The following is a 15,374-nucleotide window of genomic DNA, read 5'->3' on the forward strand; positions in this document are numbered from 1 at the left end:
ACCGGCTGGAACAGCCCCCTTTGTCACGACCGCAGCGGCAGCGCGCTCGTGCATTTGATTTCGTCCAGGCAGACGCTAGAGCGCACGCCGTTGACGCCCGGCAACTGCGCCAGCGTGCCGAGCAGGAAATCCGACAGGCGCTTGAGGTCCTGCGCCACGACCTTGAGCACGTAGTCGAAGTCGCCCGTCACCGCGTAGCACTCTTGCACCTGTGCCATGTCGCGCACCCGCTCGCGAAAGCGCTCCACCTCGCGGATGTGGCCGCGCTCCATCGTCACGTGCACGAAGGCCGTCACCCCCAGCCCCAGGCGCGGCGCGTCCAGCCGCGCCTCGTAGCGGCGGATCAGCCCCAGCTCCTCCAACCGACGGTGGCGCCGACTGCACTGCGCGGGCGAGAGCTGCACCGCATCCGCCAGCGCCTGGTTGCTGATGCGGCCATCCTCCTGCAGGCAAGCCAGGATGCGCAGGTCCATCGCGTCCAGCGTGGCGTCGTTCCCCATCACTTCACTCCTTCACATACCGCCCCAGCCCGACGTCCGTCTCGGTACAGCAGCCATATATCGCGATAAGCAAACATCGCCGTTGCTCCGTGGGCTGCGTCAGTTTATGATCAACAAGGTATTGGTGCTGGCGCGGGGATTGCTTGTGCGGGGATCAATGACGTGAAACCCTCTGAAGCCTTGGCAGCGAACCGTGCCGCGATTCGACACGTGGTCGAGTCTCACCGCGCCCACAATGCGCGCGTGTTCGGCTCTGTCCTGCGCGGTCAGGACACCGACAGCAGCGATCTGGACATCCTCATTGACCCGACGCCAGAAATGACCCTGTTTGACATCGGCGCGATCCGCCACGAACTCCGCAAACTGCTCGGTGTGCCGGTGGACGTTCTGACGCCCAACGCCCTGCCCGACAAATTCCGGGCTGCGGTGCTCGCGCAGGCCCGTCCGGTATGACCCGAGACCCGCAGCGCCTTGCCGACTACCTTGCGCACATCGCAGAGGCCATCGAACGCATCGACCGCTACACCGATGGCATGGACGAAATGGCCTTCCTGAACAACGAGTTGGTACAGGACGCCGTGATCCGCAACATCGAGATCATCGGGGAGGCCAGCAACAACATCGAGAAGCACTACCCCGAGTTCGCAACTTCCCACCCGGAGCTTCCGCTGTCCTCTGCCTACCAGATGCGCAACGCCGTTGCCCACGGCTACTTCAAAGTGGACTTCGAAATCGTCTGGAGGACGATTCACCGCGACCTTCCAGCGTTGCACAAACACGTGCGCAAACTGGTCGACGAAATCAACCATGGCGACACCGGGCTCGCACCGTGAGCACCGCCGACGCGCGACGCCCCGATTCGCACCAACCCTTCCGGCACGCGAACATCCACGACCGACTGATCGCCCGCCGTCGCATCGGGCGGGTCGTCCGCGACCGCTCAACCCGCGGCAAGCGCCTTTTGGCTTCGGTGGCAGCCATGAGGGGTCTGACGAGCCCGAATTCGGGCGGCTGTGCGCCTTCGAGCACAACCCCAGCGGGACAGCGCAAGATTGTTGCACGGGCGCGGGTTTCTCCCGGTCTCGGACGCAAACCCATTGCGGTGACACGGACATAAGCTCTCGGCATCCAATATCCCACCGGAGTGCTGATCATGGCTGACCTGTTCGACAACCCCATGGGCTTGTGCGGCTTCGAGTTCGTCGAGTTCGCCTCGCCCCGCCCCAACGTGCTGGAGCCGCTCTTTACCGCGCTGGGCTTTACCCTCGTGGCGCACCACCGCTCCAAGGACGTCGAGCTGTGGCGTCAGGGTGACATCAACTTCATCCTCAACCGCGAGCCGCGCAGCCTCGCGGACTACTTCGCGCAGGAGCACGGCCCGAGCGCCTGCGGTCTGGCCTTTCGCGTCAAGGACGCGCACAAGGCCTACTACCGCGCGCTGGAGCTGGGCGCGCAACCCATCGACATCCCCACCGGCCCGATGGAGCTGCGCCTGCCCGCCATCAAGGGTATCGGCGGCGCACCGCTGTACCTGATCGACCGCTTCGAGGACGGCCGCAGCATCTACGACATCGATTTCGAATTCCTGCCCGAATTCGAAGACCCCGCCAGCCGCCACCCCGTCGGCCACGGCTTCAAGGTCATCGACCACCTGACGCACAACGTCTACCGCGGCCGCATGGCGTATTGGGCGCAGTGGTACGAGCGGCTGTTCAACTTCCGCGAAATACGCTACTTCGACATCCAGGGCGAATACACCGGGCTGAAGAGCCGCGCGATGACCGCCCCGGACGGCAAGATCCGCATCCCGCTCAACGAAGAGGGTGGCTCCGGCGGCAACGGGCAGATCGAAGAGTTCCTGATGCAGTTCAACGGCGAGGGCATCCAGCACATCGCGCTGCTGACGGACGATATCCTGCGCAGTGTGGACGCGCTGCAGATGGCGGGCGTGCCGCTGATGACCGCGCCCAACGACATTTACTACGAGATGCTGGAAGAGCGCCTGCCCGGCCACGGCGAGCCGGTCGGCGAGCTGCAGGCGCGCGGCATCCTGCTCGACGGCAACACCCGCGACGGTGAAAAACGCCTGCTGCTGCAGATCTTCAGCCAGCCGGTGCTCGGGCCGGTGTTCTTCGAATTCATCCAGCGCAAGAACGACGAGGGCTTCGGCGAAGGCAACTTCAAGGCCCTGTTCGAGAGCCTGGAGCGCGACCAGATCCGCCGCGGCACGCTCAAGGTCGAGCCCGCCACCGCCTGACACGACACCACGCGAGGGAAACCCATGCACAAGCTCGAAGGCCCCGAACTCACCGCCGCGCTGGCGCAGCTGTCGGCGTGGACGTTCGACCCGCAGCGCCACGCCATCCGGCGCGCGCTGCGCTTTGCGGACTTCAACGCGGCCTTCGGCTTCATGACGCGCGTGGCCCTCGAGGCCGAGCGCCGCAACCACCACCCGGAGTGGAGCAACGTCTACCACCGGGTGGACATCACGCTGACCACCCACGACGCCGGGGGGCTGACCGAGCGCGACGTGGCGCTGGCGCGCTGGATCGACGCCGCCGCGTCCGCCGCCGGGGCCGAGCCCACCTGAGCGCCGCCCCCCCAGAGGAGACACCCCATGGACACCACCGCCTTGCACGGCTGGGCGGCGGGCGAGGCCGGCCGTCCCGCCAGCCCCGACTGGACCATCCCCCAGCACTGGGAGCGCTACACCCCCGAAGAGCACGCCACCTGGGCAACGCTGTACCGCCGCCAGATGGCGCTGCTGCCCGGCCGCGCCTGCGCCGCGTTCGTCGACGGCATGCAGCGCCTGCCGATCGAGCCGGACCGCATCCCGAACTTCGAGGCGCTCTCCGACGTGCTGATGCGCCACACCGGCTGGCAGGTCGTGGCCGTCCCGGGCCTGGTGCCGGACGACGTCTTTTTCGAGCACCTGGCCAACCGGCGCTTTCCCGCCGGGCAATTCATCCGCCGCGCGGACCAGCTCGACTACCTGCAGGAGCCGGACGTCTTTCACGACGTCTTCGGGCATGTGCCGATGCTGCTCAACCCCGTGATGGCCGACTTCATCCAGGCCTACGGTGTCGGCGGCCTGCGCGCGCAGCGCCTGGGCGCGCTGGAAATGCTGGCGCGCGTGTACTGGTACACGGTGGAATTCGGCCTCGTGCGCGAGGACGGGGGCCTGCGCATCTTCGGCGCGGGCATCGTCTCCTCCGCGGCGGAAAGCGTCTTCTGCCTCGACTCCCCCTCGCCGAACCGCATCGCGTTCGCGCTGGAGCGCGTCATGCGCACGCGCTACCGCATCGACGACTTCCAGCAGACCTACTTCGTGCTCGACCGGCTGGAAGACCTGCTGCGGCTCGCCGAGATCGACTTCACGCCACTGTACGAACGCGTCGCGCGGCTGGAACCGCTCCCGCCGGACGCCGTGCTGCCGGAGGATGACGTCATCACGCGCGGTGACGGGCGGTATCACCGGGCGAAAATGACACCAATGGCTTGAGCCTACATCCAGCCCCACGTCCGCAACGAAACGGCGCGATCTCGCGCCGCCCCGCGCGTCCTACGAGCCGCCATCCGGCACCTCTCAGCGGGCGGCACCGGCCCTTTAAGGCACCAGACACGACAAAACGCCTCGCCCGTGGAGCCCCCAAGGCATGGCTACGCCGAAACGGCGCGCTCCACCCCCCACGCCGCAACAGCTCACCCCACCGCAACCCAATCCCAGCCCACGACGTTGCGCCGCTCGGCGCTGAACTCCACGCCCAGCAGATACACGGGGCGTCCGTCCGCGCGGTACTTGTCCGCGTAGCCGCGGGCCTTCAGTTGGGCGATGGCTTCGCCGGTTGGTTCTTCGCCCGCGATGCGCTTGAACTCGATGACGACGATGGCACCGTCGAGCTTCAACGTCAGGTCAATGCGCCCCTGGTTGGTGACGTCCTCGGGTGTGAGGTCCAAGCCGAGGCTCGCGATGTGCGAGTAAAAGACACTGGCCCAGTAGCCCTCGTACTGTGTGATGGGGTTGTTGCGGTACCAGTCGGCGGGGATGGAGGCGTAGAGGCTCTCGAAGTGGGCTTTGAGGCCGTCAAAGTCCAGCGCCACGAGCAGCCGGTACAGGGGCAGGGACAGCTCGACCGCTTGCTGGGCTTCGGGCAGCAGGCACGTCAGCAGCGCGTTGTTGAGGGCGGACTCCACCTCGAGGTTCGGGTAACCCAGCCGGTAGCGCGACAGCCGCCCGAGCCGCTCTTCGGCCACAATGGTCAGATACCCGGTCTGCCACAGGATGGCCTCAGTGGCGATGTGCTCGACATCGAACGCTCCGAGCAACTGGTCGTCCGCCACCAGCGCGTCGAGCTTCGGGGTGAAGGTGTGCCGTTTGGTGAGCAGCTCCACGAGAAACGTGGGCGTGCCCGTCTCGAACCACCAGGCGCGATAACTCCGCTTGGAAAACAGCAGCAAGACGTCAAACGGGTTGTACACCCGCTCGCCGAGCCATCCGTAGCCGTTGTACCAGCGCCGAATCTCCTCGCGGTCGAGCCCCTCCAACTCCGGCGCAAACACGGTGTCGATGTCGGCGTCGGTGTAGCCGCAAATCGCGCTGTAGCGCGCATCGAGCGTGATGTCTTCCAGGTTGTTCAGGCCCGAGAAGATGGAGACCTTGCTGAACTTCGAGACACCCGTCAGGAACACGAAGCGCAGGTGCGCGTCCTGCCCCTTGAGGACGGAGTACAAGTTGCGCAAGCCCTCGCGCATCGCGGCGGCCACCGCCTTGTCGCCGAGGTTGTCCAGAATCGGCTTGTCGTACTCGTCGATGAGGACGACCGCGCGCTGGCCGTACTGGCGCTCGGCACGGCGAATCAGCTCACCAAAGCAGCCCGGAATATCCAGCCCTGGCGGGCAGGTCACACCCAGCGCCTCCTGGTTCTGGCGCAGCACGTCCCAGATGCGCTGGTCGAGCTGTTCGCGGCTTTCCAAACGTCCCTCCGCAAAACTGATGCGGATGACCGGATAGCGCACCGACCAGTCCCAGTGGGCTTCGGCATACAGCCCCTCGAACAAGGCCCGGTTACCGGAAAAGAGTTCGGCCAGCGTGTCCAGAAACAGGCTCTTGCCAAAGCGGCGGGGCCGGGAGAGGAAGTAGTGCTTGCCCTGCTCGATGAGCTTGATGGCATACGGCGTCTTGTCGACGTAGTAGCAGCCCTCTTCGCGGATTTCGCGAAAGGTCTGGATGCCAATCGGGAGCTTACGGCGGGTCATGAGCGGATCATGGCGGTCGGCTGGGCAACCCACACCCATACATTGGGCTTATGGATACATCGTCGCAATTATCCATCGCCGCGCAACGAACCGACAGTTGGTACCAGCCCACGCCCGGGGCCAACACATTGCTGCCGCGCAACGTGCCCGCACCGCCGCGCTGCCGCGGACCGACTGCCCCAGAAAAAACCCCGCCACGGCGGGCGGGGTTGTTGCATGAACAACGCCACCCAGCTAGCGGGTGGCGGACATGACCGATCAGAAGCTGTGGCGCACGCCAACGGCGTACAGGTTACCCTTCTCGGTCTTGACGCCAGCGGCGTTCTTGACCGAGTAGTTGTTCAGGCCGGCGTACAGGCGGGTGCGCTTGGACAGATCATAGTAACCCGTGATCGTGTAGCCGTTGCCCTTCCCGTTGCTGGCACCATTGGCCAGCTTGTATTTGGCGTGAACATAACCCACCGCAATACGGGCGTTGCTCGCCACGGGGAAGTCGACGCCGAGCTGGTACTCGTTGTCCTTGCCGCCCATGTCGAGCTTGGCGCGGTTGTAGCCCGCGGTCAGCTTGGCCACGCCAAAGTCGTACGAGCCGGCCAGCAGCGTGTAGGTGCGGTCGACCGTGTTGCTCACTTCTTCTTGCTGGTACGCCGCGCCCACCAGCAACGGACCCGCCGCGTACTTGACGTGGAACGCGGTGGTGTCGGTCGCGCTGCTCGTCGCGGTCTTGTTTTCACCCAGGGCATAGGTGATCGCACCGCTGAAGCCCGAGAAGTCCGGCGAGATGTACGTGATTTGGTTGTCGCGGCGATTGCCGTAGTCCGCCACGCCTTTGCCCCAAACGGTACCCGTGGTGGCAAACGAGGAGTCGAAGCTGTTGTTGGTCGCGGCACGCAGCGTGTCGTACGCCGTGTATTGGCGACCGAACCGCACTTCACCAAAGCCGCCCGCCAGGCCCAAGAAGGCTTGACGGTTGAATTGCAAACCAGCGGAAGCTTGCGCACCGGTGTCGATGTTGAAGCCCTGCTCCAGCACGAAGTTGGCCTTCAGACCGCCACCCAGATCCTCGGTACCACGCAGACCAAAACGGCTACCGTTGTAGCCGCCCGAGCCTTGAACGGTTTGGCGAACACCGGTGAGCACACCGCCTTGCAAGGTTTCCGTCTTGGTGGAACCCAACCAAACATCCGCCACGCCGTAGAGCGTGACCGACGATTGAGCAGAAGCGATACCGGCAGCGGCCAGCGCGGCCAGTGCGACGAGGGATTTTTTCATGAACACACTCCTGTGCAGATGGTGATGTTGGTGCCCCTTGGGTGCACCGCTGGAGAACACCGCACCCTTGTCGTGCAAGGGCTAGCGCGATTACAACACACCCCGCCCACGTCGCCAACGAATCCCATGCTGGCCACCCCAAAACGTTGCGCGCATGCAACAAAAAACCGGCCAGGGTTGCGCTGGCCGGCCAGAGGTCTGAGACGCCGCACCACGAGCGGGTGCGGCGGCACCGGGCGATCAGAACGTGTGCTTCACGCCCACTGCGTACAGGTCATACTTACCAACGACGGCACCAACGCCGTCCTTCCACTTGGTGTTGTTGACGCCAGCGTAGGCCATCGTGCGCTTGGACAGGTTGTAGCCCAGGGCAACGCCCCAGCCACTACCCTTGCCCTCGGTGACGCCGGCATCCTTCACCTTGGAGTACGCGTAACCACCGGAGAGCGTCAGGTTGCCACCCAGCGGCACGTCAACGCCGATGTGATATTCGTTGGCCTTGGTGTCACCCGAAGCAACGCGACCATAGCTGGCCAGCAGCTTGGCGGCACCGAGATCATACGAGCCGTTGAGGCGAATGAATTTGACCGCAGGATCGCCTGCAATGCCACTGTCTTCACGCTGGTACGCCAAACCCGCAAAGACAGGACCGTTCTCGTACTTAACATGCGCCGCATAGATCTTCGAGGCGCTCTTGGCGGCGGATTTGTCCTCGCCCAGCGCGTAGCTGAACGCACCGCTGAAGCCGCTCACCACCGGCGTGGCGTAGTACACACCGTTCTTCGGATTGGCGGTGTAGCCGTTGCTCACGAAGACGTTGGACGTCGCCGAGAATTTGGAGTCGAACGCACTGTTGGTCGCGCCGCTGATGTCGTCGTAGGCCGTCCAGACCTTACCCAGCTTGACTTCACCAAACCCGCCAGAGAAACCAACGTAAGCTTGGCGGGTGAAGGCTTGCCCTGCCTCGGTCGAGCCGTCGTCCACGGCGAACCCTTGCTCCAACAGGAAGTTGGCCTTCAGGCCGCTGCCCAGGTCTTCGCTGCCTTTGAAGCCGAAGCGGCTACCGCTGATGCCGCCGGAGTCGACCTTGGTCTGACGCTCGCCCTCCAGGCCGTTGCCATTGTCGACGCGCAAACGCTCGGAGCCAACCCATGCATCGACGATACCGTAGACCTGAACAGACGACTGCGCCATCGCAGCACCCGCCGCGGCCATCACCGCCAGCGCAACGAACGATTTTTTCATGTGCTTCACCTTGGAGTGTTGGTTATCGGAGTGTTTAGGCGCACCAACGACGCCACACGAAGCAGCCCCGCAGGCTATATGGGGCAGCCGCTGGATTGATACCGCACCGCAACACGATTTGATTGTAGCGATAACCCCCCCTGCGCCCCTTTCTCTTTACATTTTCTTTACAGAAGTGTTGCCCCCATACAACGTGGTCCCCTCCCCCTTGTGGCACGCCGCACCAAGGCCGTACCAGCGGCACACGCAAGTCAAAATCACACGGAACGCCGCTCGCACGCACCGCCTCCGGGAAAACCCCTGTGGTTTTTACGCCAAAAAAACGAACGACCGTTCGCACAAAGCCCTGACCGGGGACTACGATAGGGTGGGGATCGCAAAGCCCCTGACCCGATACCACAGCCCCACCATTTGCAAGGAGTTCGACAACATGACACCCCGTATGCGACACCGCATGCTGCAACTGACGCCCGTGGCAGCCGTGGCCGCCTTGGCGGCGGTCAGCGCCCACGCCCAACAAAACGTCCAGCTCTACGGGCTGGTGGACGCCGGTATCACGCACGTGACGGGCCTGCGCCAGGGCTCTGTCACGCAACTGGCCAGCGGTATCATGGAAGGCTCACGCTGGGGCCTCAAGGGCACCGAAGACCTGGGCGGCGGCTACAAGGCGATCTTCACGCTGGAGAGCCGCTTCGAGGTCGACACGGGCAGCCTCTCCAATCGCCCCATTTCCGGCACCCAGGTGCCCGACCGCATCGCCACCCCGGCGGCACTGAATTTGCCAGCCGCGCTGGCTCCCGTCGTCAATCAAGTCAACGCCAACATCGCCAACGGCACGCTGGGTGTCAACTTGAACAACAACCAGTTCGACCGCCAGGCGTATGTGGGCCTGATCACACCGGTGGGCGCGGTGCTCGCGGGCCGCATGTACACGCCGGACTACGAGGTCTCCGCCGAGTTCGACGCGATGCAGACACAGTCCGCGCTGGCGGCGGGTCAGCTCGCCGCCATCCCCGCCGGGTTCGACATCCGCGTCAATAACGCATTGCAATACCGCGTCCAGACGGGCGGCATCACCGCCTCGCTGATGTACGGCTTCGGCGAAACGGGCAACTCCAGCAGCAACAGCCGCTTCGTGGGCCTGATGGGCATGTACAAGGGCGATGGCTACGCCGTCGGCATGGGCTACAACACCCGCAACAACGAGGTGGGCCAGAAGTCCCTGACCACCACGACGGTGGGCGGCTGGGTCAACGTGGGCCCGGGCAAACTCAGCGCGGTTTACTCGCGCCACAAGGACGACCACCCGAGTAACCTGTCCACACTGGCGGCGACGCTGACGGCCGGGGGCGTGCCGGCACCGGCCGCGGCCGCCGTTCAAGCCGCCTACATGAACGCGCTCAAGCAGCGCTTCGACCTGTTCAACATCGGCTACCGCATCACCTCCGGCCCGCACACGGTCACGGTGGCCTACACCAACCGCAACGAAAAAACGTCGTACGACGCGGATGCGCGCTCGTACGGGGTGGCGTACACCTACGCGCTGTCCAAGCGCACGGACCTCAACGCGGTGGTGGTGCGCTTCGACAACCGGAAGAACGGGCAGGCAGCCCCGGGCGGCAACGGCTATTTGGGCGGCGTGACGCGCTCGGCCGGCACCGACAGCACCGGCATCGCCCTGGGCATCCGTCACCGCTTCTGATCGCGCAGCGGGGGCACAACGGGCGACACCACAGGCCCTGCGCCGGGGACGACAGCCCCCGGCGCTCCGGGCTCGTGGCGGCGGCACGGCTTGGTTTTACCTTCCCCTCTTCGACCCGTCGAGAGGGAGAATGCGAAAACCCCAGCGTTTCTGTGGTGCCGTCAAGCAAGGGGCCGATCGGTCAACCGGTCGGCCCTCGTCCCATTCAGAAGGTCCATCCCAGTCCGACCCCGACCAGGACGGGGTCGACCTTGAAGCGGTCGAGGTGCGCCCCGCCCGCCTGGATGTCGGTGCGGATGTAGACTTTTTTCACGTCAAAGTTGAGCACCATATTTTTGCCGACGGGGATGTCGACGCCCACTTGCAGCGCGCCACCCCAGCTGTTGCGGTCGATGCTGAGCCCCGCCGGGAGGTTGACGCTGCTGAAGCGCGTGTAGTTGATGCCTGCGCCGACGTAGGGCCGGAATCCCGACATCGGGAAGTGATATTGCAGCGTCAGTGTCGGCGGCAGGTGTTTGAGTGTGCCGATCTGCGCTCCGGCCAGCGAGACGCGCTGTTTCTGCGGCACGGTCAAAATCAGCTCGGCCGCCCAGTTGGGGCTGAAGAAGTAGGTGAAGTCCACTTCCGGCAGCCACTTGCTGTTGATCGACACGGGCGTGGCGGGGTTGCTGTTGTCGTTGGCCGGGTCGAGGTGAACCGCGCGGGCACGCACCAGCAACGTCCCGGCATCCACGGCTTGCGCGTGCGCGCCCATCGATGCCCCCACCAGCGCGGCCAGCGTGGCCGCGCGCCACCAACCTGTGTAATTCATGCTTTTCTCCGGTTTCAGATAGACGAGGTCATGCAGGGCATACGCCCCGCCGCCATTGCACCCGAACCGCAGCCGCCGTGGCTTGATCGAGGTCAAAAGGGCTGCACGCCGCCGCCACAGCCGCGTGAACGACCGATACGCGAGTACTCGTGGATGAGGCGGTTGCGCACCTGACGCAGCCGCTCGAGTTCGGGCTAGGCCATCTTCACAGCAACACCCCCTGCGCGCGGGCGATGGCGTAGATGGGCGCATCGGTCTGGCGGCCGGGGTAGTCAATCAGCACGTCCACCTTGCGCTCGCCCAGCCGAGAATACACGTCGGCCAGAAAACCGAGGTGGGCATCCACGATGGCCGCCGGGTCGGTCAAGGGGGTTTCGATCAGCAGGTCGATGTCCCCGCCGCGGCGGCTGTCGTCCAGCCGCGAGCCGAACAGCCGCACCTGCGCCGCGGCGCCAAACCGGCGCCGCGCCGTCTCGCGTAACACCTCGCGTTCTTCGGGGGTCAACCGCATGCGCTGATGACACGCCCCAGCCCTCAGCGTATCCACAACCGCAGCGCGCCCCACAGGCGCCCGAGCAACCCGGCTTCTTCGACGGTCTCCATCACCTGCAGCGGGACTTCCGCCACCGGCTCGCCGCTGGCGGTGCGCACGCGCAGCGTGCCCAAGGGTTGCCCTTTGACGAGCGGCGCGACCAGCGGGTCCGGGCGCACCAGCTCGGTGCGCAGGCCCTTGCCCTGTCCGGCGGGGACAGTGACGACGACGCCCTGCGGGCGGCCGAGCTTGACTTCGTCGGCGCGGCCTTTCCACACCGGGGCGGTCACGACCGGCTGCCCCGGCGCGGCCAGGCGCACGGCCTCGAACGCGGTGTAGCCCCAGTTGAGCAATTTCTGGCTTTCGGCGGCGCGCGCGTTTTCGCTGGCGGCGCCGAGCACGACACTGATGAGCCGCCGCTGTCCGGCAGGGCCGTCGCCGAGCCCGGGCACAAGCCGGCGCGCGGTGGCCACGAGGCAGTAGCCCGCCGCGGCGGTGTGGCCGGTTTTCAGGCCGTCGACGGTGGGGTCACGAAACAGCAGCAGGTTGCGGTTGGTGTCGTTGGCCGCGGGCGTGCCGGGGTAGCGGTAGCGCTGGATCGCGTAGTAGCCGATGTACTCGGGAAAATCCTGCATCAGCCGCAGCGCCAGCGTCGCCAGATCGCGCGCGGTGGTGGTGTGCCCAGGCGCGGTCAGCCCCTCGGGGTTCTGGTAGCGCGTGCGCGTCAGACCCAGCGCCTGCGCCTGGCGGTTCATGCGCTCGACGAAGCGCTCGACGCTGCCGGCCACCCCTTCGGCCAGCGCGACGGTCGCGTCGTTGCCGGACTGCACGATCATGCCCTTGAGCAGGTCTTCCACCGGAATCTGCTGCCCCGGCTCGATGAACATGCGCGAGCCGGGCATGCGCCACGCCCGCTCGCTGACGGTGAACTTCTGCTCCAGCGTCAGTTGGCCCGCTTTGAGGGCGTCGAACACCACATACGCGGTCATCAGCTTGGTCAGCGACGCGGGCTCGACCGGCTCATCCGGGTCCTTGGCGGCGAGCACCTGGCCGCTGGTGGCGTCCAGCAGCAGCCAGGCGCGCGCGGCGACCTCCGGCGGGGTGGGCGACTGCGCCTGCGCCACGCCGCTGGCCATTGCCAGCGCCAACCCGAATCGAAACAACCAAGACCCCAAACGATGTAACAACACAATACCTCCCTTGTCAGCAATAGCCCCCGCGTCGATGGGGGGATGAATACCCCGCACAAAACCGGGCTGGGGTCATGCCCCGTGCCCGCTCGTGGCTCTACAGCGCGCGCAGGTGGCGCGCCACCAAATCCTTGAGCAGCGGCAGGCGACCATGAAAAAAATGCTCGCCGCCGGGAATGACGGTGACGGGCAACGCCAGCGGCCGCGCCCAGTCCAGCGCCGCCGACAGCGGTACCGTGTCGTCCACCTCTCCATGCACGACCAGCGTGCGCGGCAGGAGTTCCGCCGCCAGCGCAGGCATCGCAAAACGGCTGGCCGCCGGCGCGACGAGCACGAGCGCCTGCACCGGCCGCGCGGGCCACAGCCGCGCCGCCCCCGCGGCCGCCACGTAACCCCCAAACGAAAACCCCGCCAGCGCCAATGGCGCGTCAACGGGGGCGCAGGCCGCCACCACGGCCAGCAGGTCGTCCACTTCGCCCACGCCGTGGTCATGCACGCCGGTGCTGGCGCCGACGCCCCGAAAGTGAAAGCGCACCGACACCCAGCCCTGCTGCACAAAGGCCCGGGCGAGCGTCTGCACCACCTTATTGTGCAGGGTACCGCCGTAAAGCGGGTGCGGGTGCGCGATGACGGCCACCCCGCCGTCGGCGCGCGGCACGGCGGGCCGGTCGATGGCGAGTTCCAGCACGCCGGCCGGCCCCGGGATGGTGCGGGTTTCGGTCTGCGCGTTCATCGGCGCGACAGCCCCCGGTCAGCGGCCGACGTCGGGCGGCAGGCGCAGCCGCTCCACCACCACGCCGTCGCGCAGGTGCGACGCGACGATCTCGTCGATGTCTGCCGTGTCGACGTAGGTGTACCAGACGCCCTCGGGGTAGACGACCGCGACGGGGCCGCCCGCGCAGCGGTCCAGGCAGCCGGCCTTGTTGACCCGCACCTGCCCCGGCCCCGCCAGGCCCAGCGCGCGCACGCGCGCCTTGCAGTGCTCGAATGCTTGCTGCGCCGCGTGCTGGGCGCAGCAAGCCTCGCCGTTGGCGCGCTCGTTCACGCAGAAGAAGATGTGGTGCCGGTAGTACGACGGCGGATGCTCGGGGGCGGTGTCGGCGGCGGTCATGGACGCCGATTGTAGGCGCCCCCCGACGGGCGCAGCGCCAGCCGCGCCGCGGCGGCCAGCGCCGCCCACGGCCACAGCCAACCCAGCCACTGCCCCAATCCGTGGAAACGGCTAAAGCGCCCTTGCTCCCACGACTGCAACCACTCACCCAGATAGGCAGGGTCGGGCACGCGGTTGAGCTGCCCCAATACCCACCCACCGCACAGCACGGCGAGCAACGCCGCCACCCGCGAGGGCAGCGGCAGTGCCAGCAGCGCCACGCCCGCTGCCGCCACCAGGCCCAGCTGCGCCTGGGGGGTCAACCACGCCCAAGCCTTGTCAGGGCCAAACGACAGGGCCGCCGACAGCCCCCCGCTGCCCCAGGCGACCAGACCGAACAACAGCGCGAAGGCGACCCGTTGGCCGAGCGTGCGCACACTCGCATACCCCAGCAGCACGGGCAACGCCAGGCTCAGCGCCACCAGCAGCGCTTCGCCCAACGGCCGCGGAGGGGCAGACACTTGGGCCGGCGGCAGCCACCCCTGTAGAGCCGACCCTTCGAACATGCGCAACAACGCCGCCTCCAACCGCGGCCAGAACTGCCCGGTGCCAAAGGGTACGGGTGTGGGATACAGCACCGCCAGCGGCCACACGAGCAGCACGAGCCAGGCCCAATGGCCCCCGGGCTGCTGCCAGCGCGCACGGAACGCGCCCCACGAGCCGAGGACGCCTTGCCGCAGGAGGATATGTGCCATCACCGCGCCCAACAGCGCCCCACTGGCGTTGAGCAGGGCGTCGAGCTGCGAGGGCACACGCTGTGGCAGGTAGGTCTGCGCCGCCTCCAGCCCCAGCGCCAGCAGGGCCGGCGCCACCGTGCCCGCCACCGCGGCGGCGCGCGGCCAACCCGAGCGCGCCACCGCCACCGTCACCAGCAGCCCGAGCGGCACGTACCCCAGCAGGTTGGCGATGACGTCGAAACGCGTCCAGTAGCGCGGCCACGGCGCGCTCAGAAACGCCCACGGTGCCACGCCCTGATCGCGCCAGCCCTCGAACGGGAACAGGCTGGCATACACGACCAGCGCGGTGTAGCCCAGCAGCAGCGGCCACGCCAGCGACCCGTGCCGACCGGCTGGCCCCGGCGACGCCACCCGCGCCAACGCCACCCCCCGATCAGAAGGGTTTGACGACGACCAGCGCCACCGCGATCACCATCAGCAGCACCGGCACCTCGTTGAACCAGCGGTACCACACGTGGCTGCGATGGTTGGTGCCGGTCTCGAAGCGGCGCAGCAGCCGCGCACACGCGTGGTGGTAGCCGATCAGCAGCACCACGACGGCCAGCTTGGCGTGCATCCAGCCGTTGCCGGGACCACGCCCGATGCCGTAGCCCAGCCACAGCCACAAACCCAGCGCCAACGCGGGTATGGCCAGCAACGTCATGAAGCGCAGCAGCTTGCGCGCCATCAGCAGCAGGCGCTCGCGCTCCGCGACGCTATCCGGGGCCACCATCGCCAGGTTGACAAAGATGCGCGGCAGGTAAAACAGCCCCGCGAACCAGCTCGCGATGAAGACGATGTGAAAGGTTTTGACCCACAACATGGCCGCGCAGTGTAAGCCAGCCGCCCGCGGCGCGGGCAATGGCCGGGGTTAGGCGGTGCCTGGTCACCCGCCACCAGCGACACCGTCGCCGTTGGCGGTTGCGATGCCGTCCTGATCATGTTCTGCGATGACCGCCCACTGCCGCACGCGCGGCCTCAGCCGCTCTCCGAGGAGATC

The 15,374-nt window shown here is 66.5% G+C and carries 17 protein-coding genes; 6 read left to right on the forward strand and 11 right to left on the reverse strand.

Features of this window, described 5'->3' with window-relative positions; translation table 11 throughout:
- Window positions 1-23 precede the first annotated feature (23 nt).
- Window positions 24-500: an Lrp/AsnC family transcriptional regulator gene (locus tag LCC91_RS11050; RefSeq protein ID WP_058615807.1), complete on the reverse strand. Its 477-nt coding sequence runs from the start codon at window positions 498-500 to the stop codon at window positions 24-26.
- A gap of 162 nt (window positions 501-662) precedes the next feature.
- Here LCC91_RS11050 and LCC91_RS11055 point away from each other — a divergent pair, with 162 nt between their 5' ends.
- The 5 genes from LCC91_RS11055 (at window position 663) to phhA (ending at window position 4,002) form a co-directional block, all read left to right on the forward strand.
- Window positions 663-953 (forward strand): nucleotidyltransferase family protein, encoded by a 291-nt coding sequence (locus tag LCC91_RS11055; RefSeq protein ID WP_058615808.1) that lies wholly within the window; start codon window positions 663-665, stop codon window positions 951-953.
- Window positions 950-1,333: a HepT-like ribonuclease domain-containing protein gene (locus LCC91_RS11060; protein ID WP_143898013.1), complete on the forward strand. Its 384-nt coding sequence runs from the start codon at window positions 950-952 to the stop codon at window positions 1,331-1,333. Before LCC91_RS11055 ends, LCC91_RS11060 begins: the two co-directional genes overlap by 4 nt.
- A 320-nt stretch (window positions 1,334-1,653) precedes the next feature.
- A complete protein-coding gene (hppD, locus tag LCC91_RS11065) occupies window positions 1,654-2,757 on the forward strand; it encodes a 4-hydroxyphenylpyruvate dioxygenase (protein ID WP_058615832.1) in 1,104 nt (367 codons plus the stop codon).
- Between the two features lie 24 nt (window positions 2,758-2,781).
- Window positions 2,782-3,090 (forward strand): 4a-hydroxytetrahydrobiopterin dehydratase, encoded by a 309-nt coding sequence (locus LCC91_RS11070; RefSeq protein WP_058615810.1) that lies wholly within the window; start codon window positions 2,782-2,784, stop codon window positions 3,088-3,090.
- A gap of 27 nt (window positions 3,091-3,117) precedes the next feature.
- Entirely contained in the window at window positions 3,118-4,002 is an 885-nt protein-coding gene (phhA, locus tag LCC91_RS11075) for a phenylalanine 4-monooxygenase (RefSeq protein WP_058615811.1), read from the forward strand.
- Between the two features lie 200 nt (window positions 4,003-4,202).
- On the opposite strand, the gene LCC91_RS11080 is transcribed toward phhA, so the two are convergent.
- The 3 genes from LCC91_RS11080 to LCC91_RS11090 all read right to left on the reverse strand — a co-directional run bounded on the left by LCC91_RS11080 (window position 4,203) and on the right by LCC91_RS11090 (window position 8,273).
- Entirely contained in the window at window positions 4,203-5,756 is a 1,554-nt protein-coding gene (locus LCC91_RS11080) for an ATP-binding protein (protein WP_058615812.1), read from the reverse strand.
- 258 nt (window positions 5,757-6,014) lie between these two features.
- On the reverse strand, window positions 6,015-7,028 hold the full coding sequence (locus LCC91_RS11085) for a porin (protein ID WP_143898014.1): 1,014 nt from the start codon (window positions 7,026-7,028) through the stop codon (window positions 6,015-6,017).
- A 240-nt stretch (window positions 7,029-7,268) separates the two neighbouring features.
- Window positions 7,269-8,273 (reverse strand): porin, encoded by a 1,005-nt coding sequence (locus LCC91_RS11090; RefSeq protein ID WP_043697891.1) that lies wholly within the window; start codon window positions 8,271-8,273, stop codon window positions 7,269-7,271.
- Between the two features lie 430 nt (window positions 8,274-8,703).
- On the opposite strand from LCC91_RS11090, the gene LCC91_RS11095 reads away from it, so the two are divergent.
- Complete coding sequence (locus LCC91_RS11095) at window positions 8,704-9,975, forward strand: porin (RefSeq protein ID WP_224440928.1); 1,272 nt, start codon at window positions 8,704-8,706, stop codon at window positions 9,973-9,975.
- Between the two features lie 205 nt (window positions 9,976-10,180).
- Here LCC91_RS11095 and LCC91_RS11100 read toward each other — a convergent pair whose 3' ends face one another.
- From LCC91_RS11100 to LCC91_RS11130, 7 genes are all read right to left on the reverse strand, one after another.
- Window positions 10,181-10,786, reverse strand: a complete 606-nt coding sequence (locus tag LCC91_RS11100; protein WP_082668298.1) for an OmpW/AlkL family protein — start codon at window positions 10,784-10,786, stop codon at window positions 10,181-10,183.
- 205 nt (window positions 10,787-10,991) lie between these two features.
- On the reverse strand, window positions 10,992-11,297 hold the full coding sequence (locus LCC91_RS11105) for a nucleotidyltransferase domain-containing protein (RefSeq protein WP_043697888.1): 306 nt from the start codon (window positions 11,295-11,297) through the stop codon (window positions 10,992-10,994).
- A gap of 23 nt (window positions 11,298-11,320) precedes the next feature.
- On the reverse strand, window positions 11,321-12,454 hold the full coding sequence (locus LCC91_RS11110) for a D-alanyl-D-alanine carboxypeptidase family protein (RefSeq protein WP_058615814.1): 1,134 nt from the start codon (window positions 12,452-12,454) through the stop codon (window positions 11,321-11,323).
- A 151-nt stretch (window positions 12,455-12,605) separates the two neighbouring features.
- Window positions 12,606-13,241 carry an alpha/beta hydrolase gene (locus LCC91_RS11115; protein WP_058615815.1) on the reverse strand — a complete coding sequence of 212 codons (636 nt, stop codon included), beginning with the start codon at window positions 13,239-13,241 and terminating at the stop codon, window positions 12,606-12,608.
- Between the two features lie 18 nt (window positions 13,242-13,259).
- On the reverse strand, window positions 13,260-13,619 hold the full coding sequence (locus LCC91_RS11120; RefSeq protein WP_058615816.1) for a (2Fe-2S) ferredoxin domain-containing protein: 360 nt from the start codon (window positions 13,617-13,619) through the stop codon (window positions 13,260-13,262).
- Complete coding sequence (locus LCC91_RS11125) at window positions 13,616-14,761, reverse strand: VanZ family protein (protein ID WP_224440929.1); 1,146 nt, start codon at window positions 14,759-14,761, stop codon at window positions 13,616-13,618. Before LCC91_RS11125 ends, LCC91_RS11120 begins: the two co-directional genes overlap by 4 nt.
- Window positions 14,762-14,768: 7 nt before the next feature.
- Window positions 14,769-15,197 carry a CopD family protein gene (locus LCC91_RS11130; protein WP_058615817.1) on the reverse strand — a complete coding sequence of 143 codons (429 nt, stop codon included), beginning with the start codon at window positions 15,195-15,197 and terminating at the stop codon, window positions 14,769-14,771.
- Between the last annotated feature and the right edge of the window lie 177 nt (window positions 15,198-15,374).

This window comes from Tepidimonas taiwanensis (assembly GCF_020162115.1).
Classification (GTDB): Bacteria; Pseudomonadota; Gammaproteobacteria; order Burkholderiales; family Burkholderiaceae_C; genus Tepidimonas; species Tepidimonas taiwanensis.

Coding starts and splice junctions, on each gene's coding strand:
- LCC91_RS11050 (WP_058615807.1), bottom strand. CDS start 500: ATGGGGAACGACGCCACGCTGGACGCGATGGACCTGCGCATCCTGGCT.
- phhA (WP_058615811.1), top strand. CDS start 3,118: ATGGACACCACCGCCTTGCACGGCTGGGCGGCGGGCGAGGCCGGCCGT.
- hppD (WP_058615832.1), top strand. CDS start 1,654: ATGGCTGACCTGTTCGACAACCCCATGGGCTTGTGCGGCTTCGAGTTC.
- LCC91_RS11105 (WP_043697888.1), bottom strand. CDS start 11,297: ATGCGGTTGACCCCCGAAGAACGCGAGGTGTTACGCGAGACGGCGCGG.
- LCC91_RS11085 (WP_143898014.1), bottom strand. CDS start 7,028: ATGAAAAAATCCCTCGTCGCACTGGCCGCGCTGGCCGCTGCCGGTATC.
- LCC91_RS11120 (WP_058615816.1), bottom strand. CDS start 13,619: ATGACCGCCGCCGACACCGCCCCCGAGCATCCGCCGTCGTACTACCGG.
- LCC91_RS11130 (WP_058615817.1), bottom strand. CDS start 15,197: ATGTTGTGGGTCAAAACCTTTCACATCGTCTTCATCGCGAGCTGGTTC.
- LCC91_RS11070 (WP_058615810.1), top strand. CDS start 2,782: ATGCACAAGCTCGAAGGCCCCGAACTCACCGCCGCGCTGGCGCAGCTG.
- LCC91_RS11090 (WP_043697891.1), bottom strand. CDS start 8,273: ATGAAAAAATCGTTCGTTGCGCTGGCGGTGATGGCCGCGGCGGGTGCT.
- LCC91_RS11110 (WP_058615814.1), bottom strand. CDS start 12,454: ATGGCCAGCGGCGTGGCGCAGGCGCAGTCGCCCACCCCGCCGGAGGTC.
- LCC91_RS11100 (WP_082668298.1), bottom strand. CDS start 10,786: ATGAATTACACAGGTTGGTGGCGCGCGGCCACGCTGGCCGCGCTGGTG.
- LCC91_RS11060 (WP_143898013.1), top strand. CDS start 950: ATGACCCGAGACCCGCAGCGCCTTGCCGACTACCTTGCGCACATCGCA.
- LCC91_RS11095 (WP_224440928.1), top strand. CDS start 8,704: ATGACACCCCGTATGCGACACCGCATGCTGCAACTGACGCCCGTGGCA.
- LCC91_RS11115 (WP_058615815.1), bottom strand. CDS start 13,241: ATGAACGCGCAGACCGAAACCCGCACCATCCCGGGGCCGGCCGGCGTG.
- LCC91_RS11080 (WP_058615812.1), bottom strand. CDS start 5,756: ATGACCCGCCGTAAGCTCCCGATTGGCATCCAGACCTTTCGCGAAATC.